The organism is Pseudoalteromonas sp. EB27, from assembly GCF_001974875.1.
GTDB lineage: Bacteria > Pseudomonadota > Gammaproteobacteria > Enterobacterales > Alteromonadaceae > Pseudoalteromonas.
In genome coordinates this window covers 234,397-249,303 of record NZ_MTQD01000004.1, presented here as the reverse complement: position 1 = coordinate 249,303, position 14,907 = coordinate 234,397, and the positions used below count along the sequence as shown (strand labels likewise).

Genomic DNA, 14,907 nt, shown 5'->3' with positions numbered 1-14,907 from the left:
TTTAAATGTGGAGTTTATTACAAGGGGGTTGTTTTTATATTGAACGATTAATTTGAAGTTTAATTAAAATGTACACATAAATTTCATAGTGTGCAAAAGCTTAGCCTAAAGTAGGTTTTTACATTTAAGCTTTATGCCAAGCCTTTACACAATACGATGTTACTTAACATAGACGCGCTCTTTGTCAGCGGTGGTATGGGTATTTGTTGGATCATTAACTTGCCAAACGCTAATGTCTAAACGCCATAAAAGGTAAAGGGTATGGTATAAGTTGAACATGGTTTTTCCTTGGTATTTTCACTGAACACATCAGTTTATAGGAAGAAGTATGCCAACATTAACTTGAATATTTTATGAATAGAAATCAGGTGTTTAGTATTTAAGTGTAAATACATACTTAAGGATTAGCACCAAAGAGGTGAAGTATTACTAAAATATGCACCAGTGTGGTGTGTTTTTAACAAAAAGCCCTGCAACTATTGGGTCACTTAAACGAGCAAGGCTTTTTAAAAAATGTAGTTACTTAAAAAGAAAATTAGCGGCCTACTTTTCCTTTTACTAAAGGCTCGAACGACATTACTTTAAACTTACCGTGGCTTTGATTTTTGCCATTATTAAGTACAGGCGAATTATGTAAATCGTCAACGGTAAAGTATATTTTCTGATCGGCTCCGTAACTAAAACCATCAGGCCAGCTCAAACGTTCGTCTTTAAATAATACTTCGTAGTCGCCAGTGGGTTTAACTACGCCAATTGCGCCATTGGTTATGTCGGTTACATATACGTTACCGCCGCCATCAACAATAATACCATCTGAAATTGGCTTAGTGCCGTAACGCGTAACTTTGTCTTCAAGTGCTTTACCCGAAAGGCTCTCGTTATTTATATCGCTGGTGGCAATGCGGTAAACCGACGTGCCCGACATTGAGCCAAAGTAAAGCCAGTCTTCGTTAGGGTCAAGCGTAATAGGGTTAACACCTAAGCGGGCTGGTTGTCCGCCAAGGCTCATTGTGCGCCCATCAATAACCATATCGATATTTTCGGCGGTGGTGTAATGGCTATTTTGTAACACTCTGCGTGCGACACCTGTTTTAAGGTTTACCGTAATAATAGCGGCTTGGCTGCCTTGGGCTGTGTCGGCAATGTATACAACGCCATGTTTATTATCGATGACTAAATCGTTTAAAAACGAGGTGTCGGTAATGGTCGGTTTAGCCAGATAAATAATTTTATGTAGTTGCTCTTTGTTTGTATCCCAGCCTACTAAGCGCCCAGCGTGATCGGGCCCTGAAGTGTCGAGCATCCATAATACACCATCGCTTGATACGTTTATGCCAAGTACGTCGTAAAAACCTTTACCGTTATTGTACGCGTATGCCCACTCTTCATTAGGGTAGGGCTTAGTTGTACCATCGCTTAAAAGCTCCATAATTTTTTGCTTTTGGCCAAAAAAGCCATGCACAGATAAAAACTTTCTGCCCGATGGGGTAATAGCAATGTTGCCCGGAGGGTGCTGCGCATCAAATGTGGCTACTGTTTTTAAATCAGCATTTTGGCCAGCGATGTTAGCAGATACAGCGTTGCTACCTAAAAGTGCCGTGCTACACGCCGCTGCTAATAGTAGTTTTTTAATATGAGTCATTTTTAAAACCTTTTAAAACACGTTTATTGTTTAAAAATTAAGAGCCTAATCGGCTAAGTCGTTTACTACTAAATCGAGCAGCTGCATCAACTGTTTCGCTTGTGTTGCATCTACACTATCAAATTTACATAAAATATTTTTAGGAATATCGGCTGCTTTTAACTTAAGTGATTGGCCATGCTTGGTTAGCTGAACTAGGCGTTTGCGTTTGTCGTGCTCATCTTTAATAACAGCCAGTAATGATTTGTCGCTCATTTTTTTGAGTATTTGGGTCATTGCACCGCCATCTATCGCGGTTTTATCTATTAGCTCTGCAATTGTTATTTCGTCTTGCTCCCACAGCGCCATCATTACTACGTATTGCGGATAAGTTAAATTTAGCTCGTTTAAAGGCTCGCGATACGCACGCGCAATGCTGTTAGATGCCATATATAACCGATGACATAACTGATTCTTTAACTTTAATTGCTCAAACGGCATAACGTTATCCTTTATTTCGATACATGGCATTTTAATTTGCATGCAAAGTATTTGCAATCTCTAATTACTTGTTCTATTATTTTGCATACAAACTAAATTAATTACTAAACTTTGGAGTTCATTATGAATGTATTACAAAACGTAGCTTATACAGCAAAAGCAACTGCAACTGGCGGCCGCGAAGGCGTAGCTAAATCTGATGATGGTCGTTTAGATGTAAATTTATCAACACCTAAAGGTTTAGGCGGAGACGACGGTCAAGGTACTAACCCTGAGCAATTATTTGCCGCAGGTTATGCCGCGTGTTTTATTGGCGCACTAAAATTTGTAGCAGGTAGCGAAAAAATAGATTTACCAAGCGACACACATATTGACTCACAAGTATCTATTGGCGCGATTGAAGGCGGTTTTGGTATTGCAGTAAAACTTGCTGTATCACTAGGTGATATGGATAAAGCTGCAGCGCAGGAGCTTGTAGATAAAGCGCACCAAGTATGTCCATATTCAAACGCAACACGTGGCAATATTGAAGTAGAGCTTTCAGTTATTTAATTAATTGCTAAGTTAACTAATACTGTAATAGCCCAGTGGTTTTGCTACTGGGCTTTTTTGTGCGTGGAGTTTAATAAAAAGGAGTCGTTAAATAAACATGCAAAAAATCATATATTCACTATTCCATATGTTCTGTTTTTGTTTTATTGTATGTGCAATAAAACTGCGAGGACAATATGGAAAAATTCAACCCACTTCAATTTTATAAATGCCTAGCGGACGATACGCGTTTAAAAGCAATGCTGCTCATTAGCCATCAAGAAGAGCTATGTGTATGCGAACTGGTTACTGCACTTGAGCTAAGCCAGCCTAAAGTGTCTCGCCATTTAGCGCAGTTAAGACAATGCGGATTGTTGAGCGACCGTAAACAAAATCAATGGGTTTATTACAGTATTAATAAAGCCCTACCAGAGTGGGCTAAAAATGTATTAACGCAAACGCTTACTGCTAACCCTTCATTTTATGAAAACGATTTAACGCGCTTAAATGTTATGGGTAATCGCCCTGAACGTATTACTAGCTGCTGTAACTAACTTATTAAAGGTATTTAATTATGACTATTAAAGTAGGTATTAACGGTTTTGGCCGTATGGGACGTTTAACTCTGCGTGCAGCAGTTGATTGGCCAGAAATAGAGTTTATTAAAGTAAATGATGTAGCGGGCGATGCTAAAACCCACGCACATTTAATTGAGTTTGACTCAGTACACGGGCGCTTAGCACAACAGGTTTCTAGTGATGATAATAGCTTTAGTGTGGGTAAGCATACGATTGCAGTTACCAACAACAAAGCCATAAACGAAACTGATTGGTCAGATTGCGATGTAGTTATAGAAGCCAGCGGTAAAATGAAAACCACTGAGCTGTTAAATCAATATTTAGCGCAAGGTGTTAAGCGTGTTGTGGTAACAGCACCTGTAAAAGAAGACGGTATTTTAAATGTAGTTATGGGTGTAAACGATGATCTTTATAACCCAAGTGAGCATAAAATTGTTACAGCAGCTTCTTGCACTACTAACTGCTTAGCGCCAATAGTAAAAGTACTGCAAGAAAAAGTGGGTATTAAGCACGGCTCAATGACCACTATTCACGACATTACCAATACCCAAACTATTATTGATGCGCCACATAAAGACTTACGTCGTGCTCGTTCTTGTGGCACAAGTTTAATACCTACTACAACCGGTAGTGCAACGGCTATTACGCATATTTTCCCTGAGCTAAAAGGTAAATTAAACGGCCATGCTGTACGTGTACCTTTAACTAATGCATCCATTACTGACTGTGTTTTTGAGCTGGAGCGAGGTGTTACACAAAGTGAAGTAAACACGTGGTTTAAAGATGCTGCAAATAATGAGCTAAAAGACATTCTAGGCTACGAAGAAAGACCGCTTGTATCTATAGATTACAAAACAGATCCGCGCAGCTGCACCATAGATGCGCTTTCAACTATGGTAATTAACAACACTCAACTTAAATTATACGCTTGGTATGATAACGAGTGGGGTTATGCAAACCGTACTGCTGAGCTAATGCTTAAAGTTGCAAAAAGTGATTTAGTTTAATCTCATTTAAAAGGTTTAACGCTATGTTTGCGCAGTTGGCTAACTTACCGAGTTCTATAAAACAATATTTAATAATTACTGGTAACTATTGGGCATTTACTTTAACCGACGGTGCACTACGCATGTTGGTGGTGCTGTATTTTCATCAGTTAGGCTATGGTGCATTTGCAATAGCCATGTTGTTTTTGTTTTATGAAATTTTTGGTGTGATCACTAATTTAGTCGGAGGTTGGCTTGGCGCGCATTTAGGGTTAAATAAAACCATGAATGTAGGGCTTGGGCTGCAGCTTGTAGCTTTAGCTATGCTTTGCGTGCCAGGGGATTGGCTAACCGTTGCCTATGTTATGGCAGCGCAAGCATTGAGTGGCATAGCTAAAGATTTAAATAAAATGAGTGCCAAAAGCGCCATTAAGTATTTAGTACCGCAAAGCGATGAGGGGCAAAGCCAATTATATAAATGGATTGCCATACTTACAGGCTCTAAAAATGCGTTAAAAGGGGTGGGCTTTTTTTTAGGCGGCTTATTACTTACTGTATTTGGTTTTGTAGGTGCACTAATAAGCCTAATTGCATTACTTAGTGTTGCTTGGGTTATTAGTTTAATTTTTTTGAAAGGCGATATTGGCAAAGCTAAAAACAAACCTAAGTTTAAAGAGTTATTTTCTAAATCTCGTGCAATCAACTTACTTAGTGCTGCGCGTTTATGTTTGTTTGCAGCGCGTGATGTGTGGTTTGTCGTTGCATTACCGGTTTACTTAGCCGCTCAGTTTAACTGGGATCACTGGTGGGTAAGCGGCTTTATGGCTTTGTGGGTTATTGCTTATGGGCTGGTGCAATCGCAAGCTCCGCGCATAACTGGGCAAAGCGATTCAAATTCACACTCAGTCAAAAAAGCATATTGGTGGGTTGCTTTATTAAGTGGCGTAACCTGTATTTTAGCGTTGTTGATGCAATTTGATATTGCGATACATTTTACGCTTGTAATTGGCTTACTTATTTTTGGTGGTGTATTTGCCGTAAATTCATCACTGCACAGTTACTTAATAGTAAGTTTTGCTAAAAATGACGGGGTGTCCCTCGACGTTGGTTTTTACTATATGGCTAATGCAATAGGGCGCTTGCTTGGTACGGTGCTTTCTGGCTGGGTTTTTCAAGTGTATGGGCTTAGTGCATGTTTATGGGTGAGTGTGTGTTTATTAATTGCAGCCTCAATTACAACGGCACGCTTAGCTAAACTTTAAAAAACTCAACATATTGTATTAAATTCAGTTTCTTTAACGATATTCATAGCTTCGTTGGTTAGATCTACTAAACTGTATCAGTAGTTTTAATTTAAGGGTGAGATGAATGCGGGAAATATCGCTAGCAAAAAAATTACTGTGGCTTACTGTCGGAAGTATATTTATCACTGTATTAGTGCTTTCGAGCATTTTATGGTGGCAGCTATCTGCGAGTAATACCGAACTAGCAAGCAAGTCAGAAGATTATATTGTTGCTGAAGTTGAAGAAAAGTTGAATGCAAATGCAGCAATATATGGTGAAAAAATAGCGGGCTTTATTAACGAAGCTTACCGAGTGCCATACTCTTTAGCTGCGTTATTAGGTGATGCTGCTAAAAGCGAAAGCCTTAGTCGCGATACAGTAGTGAGTATTAATCGCTCTATTTTAGAACAAAATAGATTACTATCATCTATTTACTCTCAGTTTGAACCAAATGCGTTTGACGGACAAGATTCAAATTTTACAACCGGCTATAAGCACTCGGTTAATGGCGATGGTACGCTAGAAGTTTATATAACACGCGATCAGAATAACGTGATTGAGCAGCAAAAAGTAGCTAATGCCGCTGATAAATATATTACCTCACTTAATGAGTTCGGCATTCGTGAAGCGCATTGGTACTTGTGTGCAAAAGACACACTCAAGCCTTGTATTATGGAACCGTATTTATACGAAATCCCATCTGGCGATTCAGTAATGCTTACCTCATTAACAGTGCCTATTTTAAAATCGGGTCAGTTTATTGGTTTAGCGGGTGTTGATTTAACACTGCCGACCTTTCAGGCCATGACTGAGGAACTTTCTAAACAGCTTTATAATGGCCAAGCTAAAGTAACCGTGCTTAGCGATATTGGTTTAGTAGTGGGAAGTAGCCATTATAAATCTAAATTAGGGCGCCCATTCAAAGAAGCTGTTAGTTCTAACTTGTTTAAAGAGCTTGAAAAATTTAAGGGCCAAAAAGGCATATTTAAAACATCGTCTGAGTACTTAGTTAATTACCCTATAAATATAAAGCTAGCTAATAGACAGTGGTCTTTACTTATTGAAGTACCTAGTAACTTAGCTTTAGCGGGCCCTGATGCACTGTCACAAGATATGGCCGATACTGCAAACGATTTAGGCGCGATGATTTTAATTACAGGTGCTGTTATTGGCGTTATTGCATTTTTAATAATGAAATTTGTTATTGGTAGCGTGGTTGCGCCTCTTCAGCAAATTCAACAACGTGTAGATAACTTAGCAAGTTCTGAAGGCGATTTAACGCATACACTTCATGTTGAAACTCATGCAGAGCTCATTGCTTTAGCTGGTGGCTTTAATGCCTTTTTATCTAAGTTACGTATTTTAATTACAGAACTTAAAGATGTGTCTGATCAAACCAAGCAACAAGGTGAAATAGCGCAGCATATAGCTATTGATACTAAGCATAATGTTCAATCTCAATTTCAAGAAATTGAAAGTGTGGTAACGGCTATGAACGAAATGAGCGCAACAGCACTCGAAGTCGCCAGAGCATCAGAGCAATCAGCCCAACAAGCCGATGAAATAAACAGCTTGGTAGTAAGCAGTGAATCGAGTTTATCGTCAGCGATGACACAAGTTAAAACAATGTCTGAAGAAATTAAAGAAGCTAATCAAGCCGTTGAAAAAGTAGCTTCGCGCAGTAAAGACATTACGCAAATATTAGATGTAATTCGTACTATTTCAGAACAAACAAACTTACTTGCTCTTAATGCAGCTATTGAAGCTGCGCGCGCTGGTGAACATGGCCGAGGCTTTGCTGTTGTTGCTGATGAAGTACGTGCACTTGCTTCTAAAACGCGTTCATCAACAGATGACATAAGCCAGTTAATTGATAGCTTATTATCTGAAGTGGGTAATGCGTCTACCGTTATTGAAAAAGGCGTAGTACGTGCGCAAAATGCTGTTGATGAAACATCAGTAGCTTTTGATGCTCTGCACAGTGTTGTCGTTAAAGTTGATGAAATAACCAATCAAATTACACATATTGCAACCGCTGCTGAAGAGCAAAGCTTAGTGACCGAAGAAATTAACCGTAATTTAACGCTTATATCTGATGCCGCCTCGCAACTTGCTGACTTATCTACACAAGCAGGGGATAGTAGCGAAGCGCTTAACAAACTTGTTGCGCAGCAAGACTCAGAGCTAAATAAATTAAAAACATAATACTTATTAAGTATTAAGATAAAATAAAAACGGCAGTAATTTAATTACTGCCGTTTTATATTCAAATTATTGATTGGAAGGTGTTTATAGGCTTTTTATGATCTTGAACATTTGATTGATCATAGGCTTAGCAAGAGACTCTACACCTGGGCGGTTAAAGTAACCACGTAACCCAGTAAATTGAACTTCAAAAAAACGTGCATATTCTTGCGCTGATATATTATTACTCAACTCACTGTTTTCAATTGCTTGCTCAAAAAGAATCGAAAGATAGTTTTCAAACTTATCAGCTAAATCTAAACTTAGTTGATATAAATTGCTATCTTTATCGGCAAACTCGCAATTAGCTTTTACCAACATGCAAATAGCACTCGGTGTACTTTCTTTCTTTGTGACGACATCCTCAACAAAAGCACGTAAACCACCAAGAATGCTGTCTGATGTAGATAGGCATTCTTTAATCTGGCTTTCCATTTGCACTGTGTAGTCTTTTAGCGATTCAATATAGAGGCCTTCTTTTGAACCAAAAGCAGAATAGATACTTCCTGGGCGCATGTTTACAACATCTTGTAAATCACGCGTCGAAGTTGCATGAAAACCCTTTTCCCAGAATAGCTGACTTGCAAGGCGGACAACTGTCTCGCGCTCAAACTTCACCTTATTAACCATGTTGTTTCTCAATTAATTTGAACATTTGCTCAATTTTAACTTGAACAGTCGCTCAAAATCAAATATTATGTGTCTCGAAGTTACTTAAACCTAATTATTTATTGGAGCTAAACATGGCAGAATTTACTTTATACACAGCAGATAACGCACCTGAAGAATCAAAATCTCTAATGGCTGATTCAGTAGCTGCATTTGGTATGGTACCTAACTTACACGCAGTAATGGCTGAAGCACCAACATTACTTAAAGGTTACCAAGTACTGCATGAGCTGTTTCAAAAAACATCGTTCAATGCAGAAGAGCTTACAGTGGTATGGCAATCAATTAATGTTGAGCACGCGTGCCATTACTGTGTACCAGCACACAGCGCTATTGCTGCGTCAATGAAAGTTGACCAAGGTGTTGTTGATGCACTTGTAAATAAAACACCACTTGAAAATCCTAAGCTAGAAACTCTTCGTGAAACTACACTAGCAATGACACGTGAACGTGGCGTGATCAGTGATGAGCAAATCGAAAAATTCTTTGCAGCTGGTTACGGCAAGCAGCAACTACTTGAAATTATTGTTGGCTTATCTCAAAAAGTAATGAGCAACTACACTAACCATCTTGCAGATACACCTGTAGATGCACCATTTAAAAAATTCGTAAAATAATTTACGACTTTTAAAGAGTGAAATAACAAAAAGGCAGCTTAGGCTGCCTTTTGTATTTATAAATCGCGGCTATTTAAATTTAACCACTTTTGTACTGCGGGTATAAGTACGGCTTTCAGGTTTAGTCCACTCACCCTTTTTAAGATAAGAGGTAGATACAATAAATTTATCGTCTTTCAAATCACTAGTCGATTTAACCTTTGTGATCCCATCTTTGCTGCCTGTTACATCTTCATAAGCGACAAACTGAGTAGGGCTTAATACCTTCATAATCCCTTTTGTATAAAATCCTGCGGTGGTGAAGTAGTAAAATACGAGTGACTGCTTTTTAGTATCGTAAAAAATCATCGACTCGCCACCATACTCACCTTCATTAATTGAGTGCATAGTGCGTATAGCCTTACCATTTAGCGCGCGTTCCCATTTACCTACATCTTGCATAGGTTTTGCACCTTCAGGTACTTTAAAGTCTGCTTGCCACGTTCCTAAGTAAGGTTTAAACACTTCTAGCTCTTTATCAAGGTTACTGGCAGTTTCATTAGCAAAGCTACTAAATGTGCACAAACATAATACTAAGAATAGAGATTTAAAATATGTCATAATTTGACTCTTGTTGTTAGGTTCTTATAAGCCCAGTATAGGTGATAATTAATTGATAAAGAAAATATTAATAACGTTCTCATTACTTTATTTAGCTGCCATTTGGCTGGCTTACCCACTGCAATACTTACCCGTTTATATACCAATATATATACCTGGTTATATAAGTGTATTAAGTGCTATAACCTTTTTAATGTACGCGTGGGATAAGCGACAAGCTAAACGCTCTTCACATACAAAAGTAAACCGCACACCAGAGCGCACACTGCAGCTTCTTGCATTATTTGGAGGATGGCCAGGAGCATTACTTGCTCAACAATTACTTCGTCATAAATCGCAAAAGCGACGTTTTATTATTGTGTTGTGGTTATGTGTTTTAGTGAATGTTGCGGCTATGGGGGGATTATATTTTTTTGTGTAGTTTAAAATTATGCCTTTAATACATGTGAAATGTTCAAAGGCATAATTAAAGTTTAGATATTGGACTAGTTAGCCGCTTCAGTTACTGCTACTTCATCTAAATTTACTGTTAAAATTGTCTTTTTATCGACTACAACCCACTTGCGGTAAGTTAAGTAACCTGGCTTGCTTACTTCAACGTCGTACTTACCTTCTTTAAGTTCAATAGCATCTTGGTACACAGGCGCAATGTTCATAATGCGTACGCGTGCATCACTAGGGTTAGTGATTACAGTTAATGAAATAGGTGCTACAGCTTCAACAATTTCTTCTTGTACTTGAACTGCTTCTTCTTTTGCAAGTTGCTGCGTTTCATCTACAGACGATGTAGTTGAACAACCACTTAGTATTAGTAATGCCGCTAGTGCGCTTATCTTTTTCATAGGTACTCCATAAACTCATTTAAATAGTGATAATTACGAAAAATCTTGGAGGAGTTTATGCAAAATGATCGCTCAACCCGTCGTCCTTGACCTTCGTTTGTTAAAACAAAACGTTTGTTAGTTTAATATATTTTTAGTTATTTGGTGATGCTCTCGCAATAAATAGTTTTTTAAAACATTACATTATCAAGAGACTGAGTAATAGCTTCGCTTCTTTCAACTAGTTGCTCTGCTGTACGGTACATCTTTCTTTTCATTAACGTATTTGCCATAGTGATATAACGTCTAGATAATTCTTGTTTTAAAGAAACGAGTAATGAAAAGTCTTTAGGTAATGTTGCAGACTCGGTATTGATTAATTCTTCAAAATCTAATAAATCTTTGTACTCTTCAATCGTCTCTAGTTTTTGTGTGTATCTATCAAATCTAGGACCGTAAAATACGATGGCATCTTCAGTAGGAAAATCAGCTGGCTCACCTAGGTTTACTTTCTTTTGGTAAAGCGTTAAAGCATCTATCGCCGACTCTCTTTTTAGAAGGTCTGCAAAGCCAAGTTCGTTTTTTTGATTATTGGTGAAAATAGCTTTACCAACATTAAGTAAAGATTTTTGCGTGATAACATCATCTTCTTCAATCGCTTTATCTAAGGCAAGTTTATAGTTATCAAAATGTACTTCAGACGGGCGATAAACGTAGGTGCTATCGACTACACTTAAATCATTGATTAATTGTGGAATACTATTATTGTCCAGTTCACTATAGCGAGATTGCTCAAGTAACAAATCAATACGAGAAGTAATATCTGAAATTATTGATTGGCGCTCTCTTAAAATGCTTTCCAGTTGTACCGATAGCTTTTCTGAATCTGGGTAATACTCCAAGGCCTTACTATAAACATTAATTGTTTCATCAAAGTCTTTAAACTTGTTAGCGCTTGTATTGATTTGATTCGCTCTGTAATCAAAACGTTGTAGAATATTAGCTTGATTAGATCTTAATAAACCTTGTTTTAATACCTCGTATTGAGGTGGGATTTCTGCAAGCTTGTTTAGAATCTCCGGTCCATCCCAAGACATCCATGTTTCTACTTGTTGGTTTATTGCTTTTGCATTATCTAATTTAGCTTCAAGCTGCTTTATATTATTTGTATTTGATAGATAGTACTGACCAGCCAAAAGGGCTAACACAACAGTACTGGCTGCAAGTGCTATTGCCGGTTTAAAGTTACTTTGAAGCTTATCTAAAACAGGCTTTAACGAATCAGCTCTTTTTGCTGCATCTAAAGAAATTGCTTTATTAAGCGTGCCCCACAACCATAAAGGGCAGTTACTAGGGCGTTTTGCCGATGTATCTTTAGGGAGTGTGTCTGCTGCAACGCGATTATATGGATGTTTGCTACTCAATAATTCTAGGGCAATACACGCATAAGAAAAAACATCATCTTTAACGGATGCTGCAGCACCTTTAAGTTGTTCAGGACTTGCATAAGTTGGTGTATAGCCCCCTACAGTACCTAAGCTTGATTCGCTTTTAACTGCATAGGCATCTTCAATGGTTTTGTGTTTTGCAATGCCAAAGTCGAGTACCTTAAGGCTACCATTAGAATCGAAAATTATATTTGATGGTTTTAAATCGTTATGAATAACGCCACGAGAATGGGCATAAATTAATGCATCGGCAAGTTGGTTGAGAATTACATTCGCTTTTTTGAAAACCATTCCAGAGGGTTTATTGCGCTTGATTATTTGCTCAAGCGTTTCGCCTTCTACTAATTCCATGGTTACATAATGTAAACCATTATCAGAGCCTGCAGAATATACTTTTACAATATTAGGGTGAGAGAGCTGTTGTGTTTTAGTTGTTTCATCTTTAAGAAGTGAAATAGCTTCTTCAGAATGAGAAAACTCTTCTAACAATACTTTAATCGCTACAAAAACTTCAGGACGACTCGCACTTTCTAAAAATAAATCTCTGGCTCGGTATATGTAACACATACCACCTTGGCCGATAAGTTCTTCAACTAAGTAGCGATCCGATACTTTTTTACCAATAAGGTTTAATTTATTTATTGCTTTTGACGTGCGAAGTTTTGAGTCAAGTGAAGCTATCTGCGTTTTATCATTAGAACTGTTGACACCGCTCATTATAAATCCTTTTATTGTGCATATTAAAATAATCGCAAAGGTGAGTTTTTTATTTTTATCAATTCTCCCTTTGATAAGTGCCGTATTTTTACAAAAATTAGCTAACTTAGCAATGTTTCTATAGCAGAACTTTCGTACAAAACTTTAAAAAATTTAGAGCTTTTATAGTAATTTTTGAAATATCGTTTAATTGCTATTTGTTTTTATAAACAGTGTAGGCCTACAGGCATTGTTTTATAACACTTCTATGTGCTTAAAATGAATAAAATGTAATGCTAATTATTAAATAGCAATTTTTTAAATGGGAACATACAAAATATCTTTTGTAAGTTTTGAAAGGGCTTTTTTATAGAGGTTTTGTTTAATTTAATTTATTTAAATTTGAGCTTTTGTATGGTTGAGTATATTTTTATATATTAATTTCAATGTTGACAATAGTTTCTCTTCTACTTTATCCTAATGAGAATGTAGATTTATGGGACTAACTTATCAAATGGAACTGATACTAAACATCACTAGTTATCATAGACTCTCTCCAGAAATTGAAGCAACTAAAACAGTAAAAGACTCTCTAATATTTGGCCGTTCAGAAGTATGTGATTGGCATTTTCCGGATCCTGAAAAAATCATTTCTAGTAAGCACGGACGCATAGTAAAAGAGGGTGATTCCTTTTATGTTTACGACACATCTACAAATGGTACTTTTGTAAATTTTGGCGTAGCTCCATTAGGTCAAGGTAATAAACAACGCTTGTCGGATAGTGATACGATCACCGTGGGTGATTTTCAAATAGAGGTGAAATTAGCTACTAATGAAAAAACACCTGATACCGATTATGGTAATTTAAGTGCAGCAGCTAGTATTAGCAAAGAGCCAGCAAGATCTTATCAGCATCCTACTGAGCATTTTTCTGATCCAGAACAGTACTTTAATGAATCAATAATGGATGAGTCTATGCCTGCGGTTTCTATGACTCAGGCAGCTGACGATAATTCAGCAAACCAAATACCTGAGAACTGGGATGAGCTTGCTCACTTAATGAACCCTGGCGCTGTAACTCAACAAGCACCCGTTGTAAGTAAACCACAACAAAAACCAGCTGTTGAACAGCAAATTTCAGTTAATACACCAGTACTAGATACGTCTGTAACTAAACCTCAAGCAGTAAAGCCTGCTCATAAACCAGTAGTGCAAAAAAATCCAACATCACATAATGAAGACACCGCTTTAACTGATGCTTTTTTAAACGGGTTGGGGGTTAAAGCTGAGTTACAAAATTCATTAAACTCACAAGAACTTTGGTTTGAAATGGGCCAAGGGTTAAATCTATTACTGACCGAGTTGATGGAGTCTCTTCGCCAAAGAGCGCTTGTAAAAAACCAATTGCGTTTAAACCAAACGATGTTTCAAACTCAACAAAATAACCCAATTAAGTTTTCGGCAGATATTGATGACGTTATTCAGAATTTATTCATCAGAAATAGTGCAAGCTTCCTGTCGTCTCAAGAATCAATCAAAGAAAGCTTTGTTGATACGCGAAGACATGAACATGCTTTATTAGCAGGAGCTGACGGCGTATTAAAAGGGATGTTAGAGCAAGTTTCTCCCCAACATATAAATCAACAAATAAATGATAATTCTAACGTATTAAAAATCATCCCTGGCCAAACAGAGTCTAAGTGCTGGAAGTTATACCAAAATTTATATGATGAGTTATCTCATGATGTAAATAGTAAGGGAGCTATGGCATTGTCGGATGATTTCTTAAAAGCATACAACGATAGAATTAAAGAATCGTTCTAGAAAGGAAAGTAGATAATGAACAAATTTAAGCTCTTTTTAATGAGTTTCAGTTTACTGTTTTTAGCCATGGGTTGTTCAACTGTTAATAAGTTTGTGCCTCCTTCTACGGATCTAAAAATTAATGTGTCTAAAAATGTAAACCCAGACACGTCGGATAGACCTTCACCGGTAGTAATGAAAATTTTTGAGTTGAGCTCGAGGACAATTTTTGATACTCAGGATTTCTTTAGCTTGTATGAAACACCTGAAAAACAATTAGGCCCAGACTTATTAAAGAAAGATGAATTAGAATTACAGCCAAACTCTGTTCAAGAATATAAAATGACCTTAAACCGCAATACACGATATGTTGGTGTTGTTGTAGCGTACAGAAATATAGATCAAGCACGATGGAGAGCTGTAATCGAAGTTGACCCAACTGGCTATGACGATATAGATGTAAATGTTGAAGCAATTGCTACATACATGAGAGAGCAATAAAAAGGA

15 protein-coding genes are annotated in these 14,907 nt (G+C 37.4%); 9 read left to right on the top strand and 6 right to left on the bottom strand.

Annotated features, from left to right (window positions below):
* Window positions 1-535: 535 nt before the first annotated feature.
* The gene (locus tag BW142_RS06685; protein ID WP_076924352.1) at window positions 536-1,642 is read right to left on the bottom strand and encodes an L-dopachrome tautomerase-related protein; all 1,107 of its coding nucleotides are present in this window, start codon (window positions 1,640-1,642) and stop codon (window positions 536-538) included.
* A gap of 45 nt (window positions 1,643-1,687) precedes the next feature.
* Complete coding sequence (locus tag BW142_RS06680) at window positions 1,688-2,122, bottom strand: MarR family transcriptional regulator (RefSeq protein WP_024595413.1); 435 nt, start codon at window positions 2,120-2,122, stop codon at window positions 1,688-1,690.
* A gap of 123 nt (window positions 2,123-2,245) precedes the next feature.
* Between BW142_RS06680 and BW142_RS06675 the strand changes: the two genes are divergently transcribed.
* The 5 genes from BW142_RS06675 to BW142_RS06655 all read left to right on the top strand — a co-directional run bounded on the left by BW142_RS06675 (window position 2,246) and on the right by BW142_RS06655 (window position 7,706).
* Window positions 2,246-2,674 (top strand): organic hydroperoxide resistance protein, encoded by a 429-nt coding sequence (locus BW142_RS06675; RefSeq protein ID WP_024595412.1) that lies wholly within the window; start codon window positions 2,246-2,248, stop codon window positions 2,672-2,674.
* A 176-nt stretch (window positions 2,675-2,850) separates the two neighbouring features.
* Window positions 2,851-3,207 (top strand): metalloregulator ArsR/SmtB family transcription factor, encoded by a 357-nt coding sequence (locus BW142_RS06670; RefSeq protein ID WP_076924351.1) that lies wholly within the window; start codon window positions 2,851-2,853, stop codon window positions 3,205-3,207.
* A gap of 20 nt (window positions 3,208-3,227) precedes the next feature.
* The gene (locus BW142_RS06665) at window positions 3,228-4,238 is read left to right on the top strand and encodes an ArsJ-associated glyceraldehyde-3-phosphate dehydrogenase (RefSeq protein WP_076924350.1); all 1,011 of its coding nucleotides are present in this window, start codon (window positions 3,228-3,230) and stop codon (window positions 4,236-4,238) included.
* 23 nt (window positions 4,239-4,261) lie between these two features.
* Window positions 4,262-5,479: an organoarsenical effux MFS transporter ArsJ gene (arsJ, locus tag BW142_RS06660; protein ID WP_076924349.1), complete on the top strand. Its 1,218-nt coding sequence runs from the start codon at window positions 4,262-4,264 to the stop codon at window positions 5,477-5,479.
* Between the two features lie 106 nt (window positions 5,480-5,585).
* Window positions 5,586-7,706 (top strand): methyl-accepting chemotaxis protein, encoded by a 2,121-nt coding sequence (locus BW142_RS06655; protein ID WP_076924348.1) that lies wholly within the window; start codon window positions 5,586-5,588, stop codon window positions 7,704-7,706.
* A gap of 84 nt (window positions 7,707-7,790) precedes the next feature.
* On the opposite strand, the gene BW142_RS06650 is transcribed toward BW142_RS06655, so the two are convergent.
* Entirely contained in the window at window positions 7,791-8,375 is a 585-nt protein-coding gene (locus BW142_RS06650; protein WP_076924347.1) for a TetR/AcrR family transcriptional regulator, read from the bottom strand.
* A 113-nt stretch (window positions 8,376-8,488) separates the two neighbouring features.
* On the opposite strand from BW142_RS06650, the gene BW142_RS06645 reads away from it, so the two are divergent.
* Window positions 8,489-9,031 carry a carboxymuconolactone decarboxylase family protein gene (locus tag BW142_RS06645; RefSeq protein WP_076924346.1) on the top strand — a complete coding sequence of 181 codons (543 nt, stop codon included), beginning with the start codon at window positions 8,489-8,491 and terminating at the stop codon, window positions 9,029-9,031.
* A 69-nt stretch (window positions 9,032-9,100) separates the two neighbouring features.
* Here BW142_RS06645 and BW142_RS06640 read toward each other — a convergent pair whose 3' ends face one another.
* The gene (locus BW142_RS06640; RefSeq protein WP_076924345.1) at window positions 9,101-9,631 is read right to left on the bottom strand and encodes a hypothetical protein; all 531 of its coding nucleotides are present in this window, start codon (window positions 9,629-9,631) and stop codon (window positions 9,101-9,103) included.
* A gap of 52 nt (window positions 9,632-9,683) precedes the next feature.
* On the opposite strand from BW142_RS06640, the gene BW142_RS06635 reads away from it, so the two are divergent.
* Window positions 9,684-10,052 carry a DUF1294 domain-containing protein gene (locus BW142_RS06635; protein WP_076924344.1) on the top strand — a complete coding sequence of 123 codons (369 nt, stop codon included), beginning with the start codon at window positions 9,684-9,686 and terminating at the stop codon, window positions 10,050-10,052.
* 64 nt (window positions 10,053-10,116) lie between these two features.
* On the opposite strand, the gene BW142_RS06630 is transcribed toward BW142_RS06635, so the two are convergent.
* Together BW142_RS06630 and BW142_RS06625 are read right to left on the bottom strand one after the other, a co-directional pair.
* Window positions 10,117-10,473, bottom strand: coding sequence for a PEGA domain-containing protein (locus BW142_RS06630; protein ID WP_076924343.1), 357 nt, complete (start codon window positions 10,471-10,473; stop codon window positions 10,117-10,119).
* Window positions 10,474-10,643: 170 nt separating this feature from the next.
* The gene (locus BW142_RS06625; RefSeq protein WP_076924342.1) at window positions 10,644-12,617 is read right to left on the bottom strand and encodes a serine/threonine-protein kinase; all 1,974 of its coding nucleotides are present in this window, start codon (window positions 12,615-12,617) and stop codon (window positions 10,644-10,646) included.
* A 475-nt stretch (window positions 12,618-13,092) separates the two neighbouring features.
* Here BW142_RS06625 and tagH point away from each other — a divergent pair, with 475 nt between their 5' ends.
* The gene (gene tagH / locus BW142_RS06620; RefSeq protein ID WP_253188802.1) at window positions 13,093-14,421 is read left to right on the top strand and encodes a type VI secretion system-associated FHA domain protein TagH; all 1,329 of its coding nucleotides are present in this window, start codon (window positions 13,093-13,095) and stop codon (window positions 14,419-14,421) included.
* Window positions 14,422-14,436: 15 nt separating this feature from the next.
* Window positions 14,437-14,901, top strand: coding sequence for a type VI secretion system lipoprotein TssJ (gene tssJ, locus BW142_RS06615; RefSeq protein WP_024598484.1), 465 nt, complete (start codon window positions 14,437-14,439; stop codon window positions 14,899-14,901).
* The last annotated feature ends 6 nt before the right edge of the window (window positions 14,902-14,907 follow it).

Coding starts and splice junctions, on each gene's coding strand:
- tssJ (WP_024598484.1), top strand. CDS start 14,437: ATGAACAAATTTAAGCTCTTTTTAATGAGTTTCAGTTTACTGTTTTTA.
- BW142_RS06675 (WP_024595412.1), top strand. CDS start 2,246: ATGAATGTATTACAAAACGTAGCTTATACAGCAAAAGCAACTGCAACT.
- arsJ (WP_076924349.1), top strand. CDS start 4,262: ATGTTTGCGCAGTTGGCTAACTTACCGAGTTCTATAAAACAATATTTA.
- BW142_RS06670 (WP_076924351.1), top strand. CDS start 2,851: ATGGAAAAATTCAACCCACTTCAATTTTATAAATGCCTAGCGGACGAT.
- tagH (WP_253188802.1), top strand. CDS start 13,093: ATGGGACTAACTTATCAAATGGAACTGATACTAAACATCACTAGTTAT.
- BW142_RS06665 (WP_076924350.1), top strand. CDS start 3,228: ATGACTATTAAAGTAGGTATTAACGGTTTTGGCCGTATGGGACGTTTA.
- BW142_RS06655 (WP_076924348.1), top strand. CDS start 5,586: ATGCGGGAAATATCGCTAGCAAAAAAATTACTGTGGCTTACTGTCGGA.
- BW142_RS06630 (WP_076924343.1), bottom strand. CDS start 10,473: ATGAAAAAGATAAGCGCACTAGCGGCATTACTAATACTAAGTGGTTGT.
- BW142_RS06685 (WP_076924352.1), bottom strand. CDS start 1,642: ATGACTCATATTAAAAAACTACTATTAGCAGCGGCGTGTAGCACGGCA.
- BW142_RS06640 (WP_076924345.1), bottom strand. CDS start 9,631: ATGACATATTTTAAATCTCTATTCTTAGTATTATGTTTGTGCACATTT.
- BW142_RS06625 (WP_076924342.1), bottom strand. CDS start 12,617: ATGAGCGGTGTCAACAGTTCTAATGATAAAACGCAGATAGCTTCACTT.
- BW142_RS06650 (WP_076924347.1), bottom strand. CDS start 8,375: ATGGTTAATAAGGTGAAGTTTGAGCGCGAGACAGTTGTCCGCCTTGCA.
- BW142_RS06680 (WP_024595413.1), bottom strand. CDS start 2,122: ATGCCGTTTGAGCAATTAAAGTTAAAGAATCAGTTATGTCATCGGTTA.
- BW142_RS06645 (WP_076924346.1), top strand. CDS start 8,489: ATGGCAGAATTTACTTTATACACAGCAGATAACGCACCTGAAGAATCA.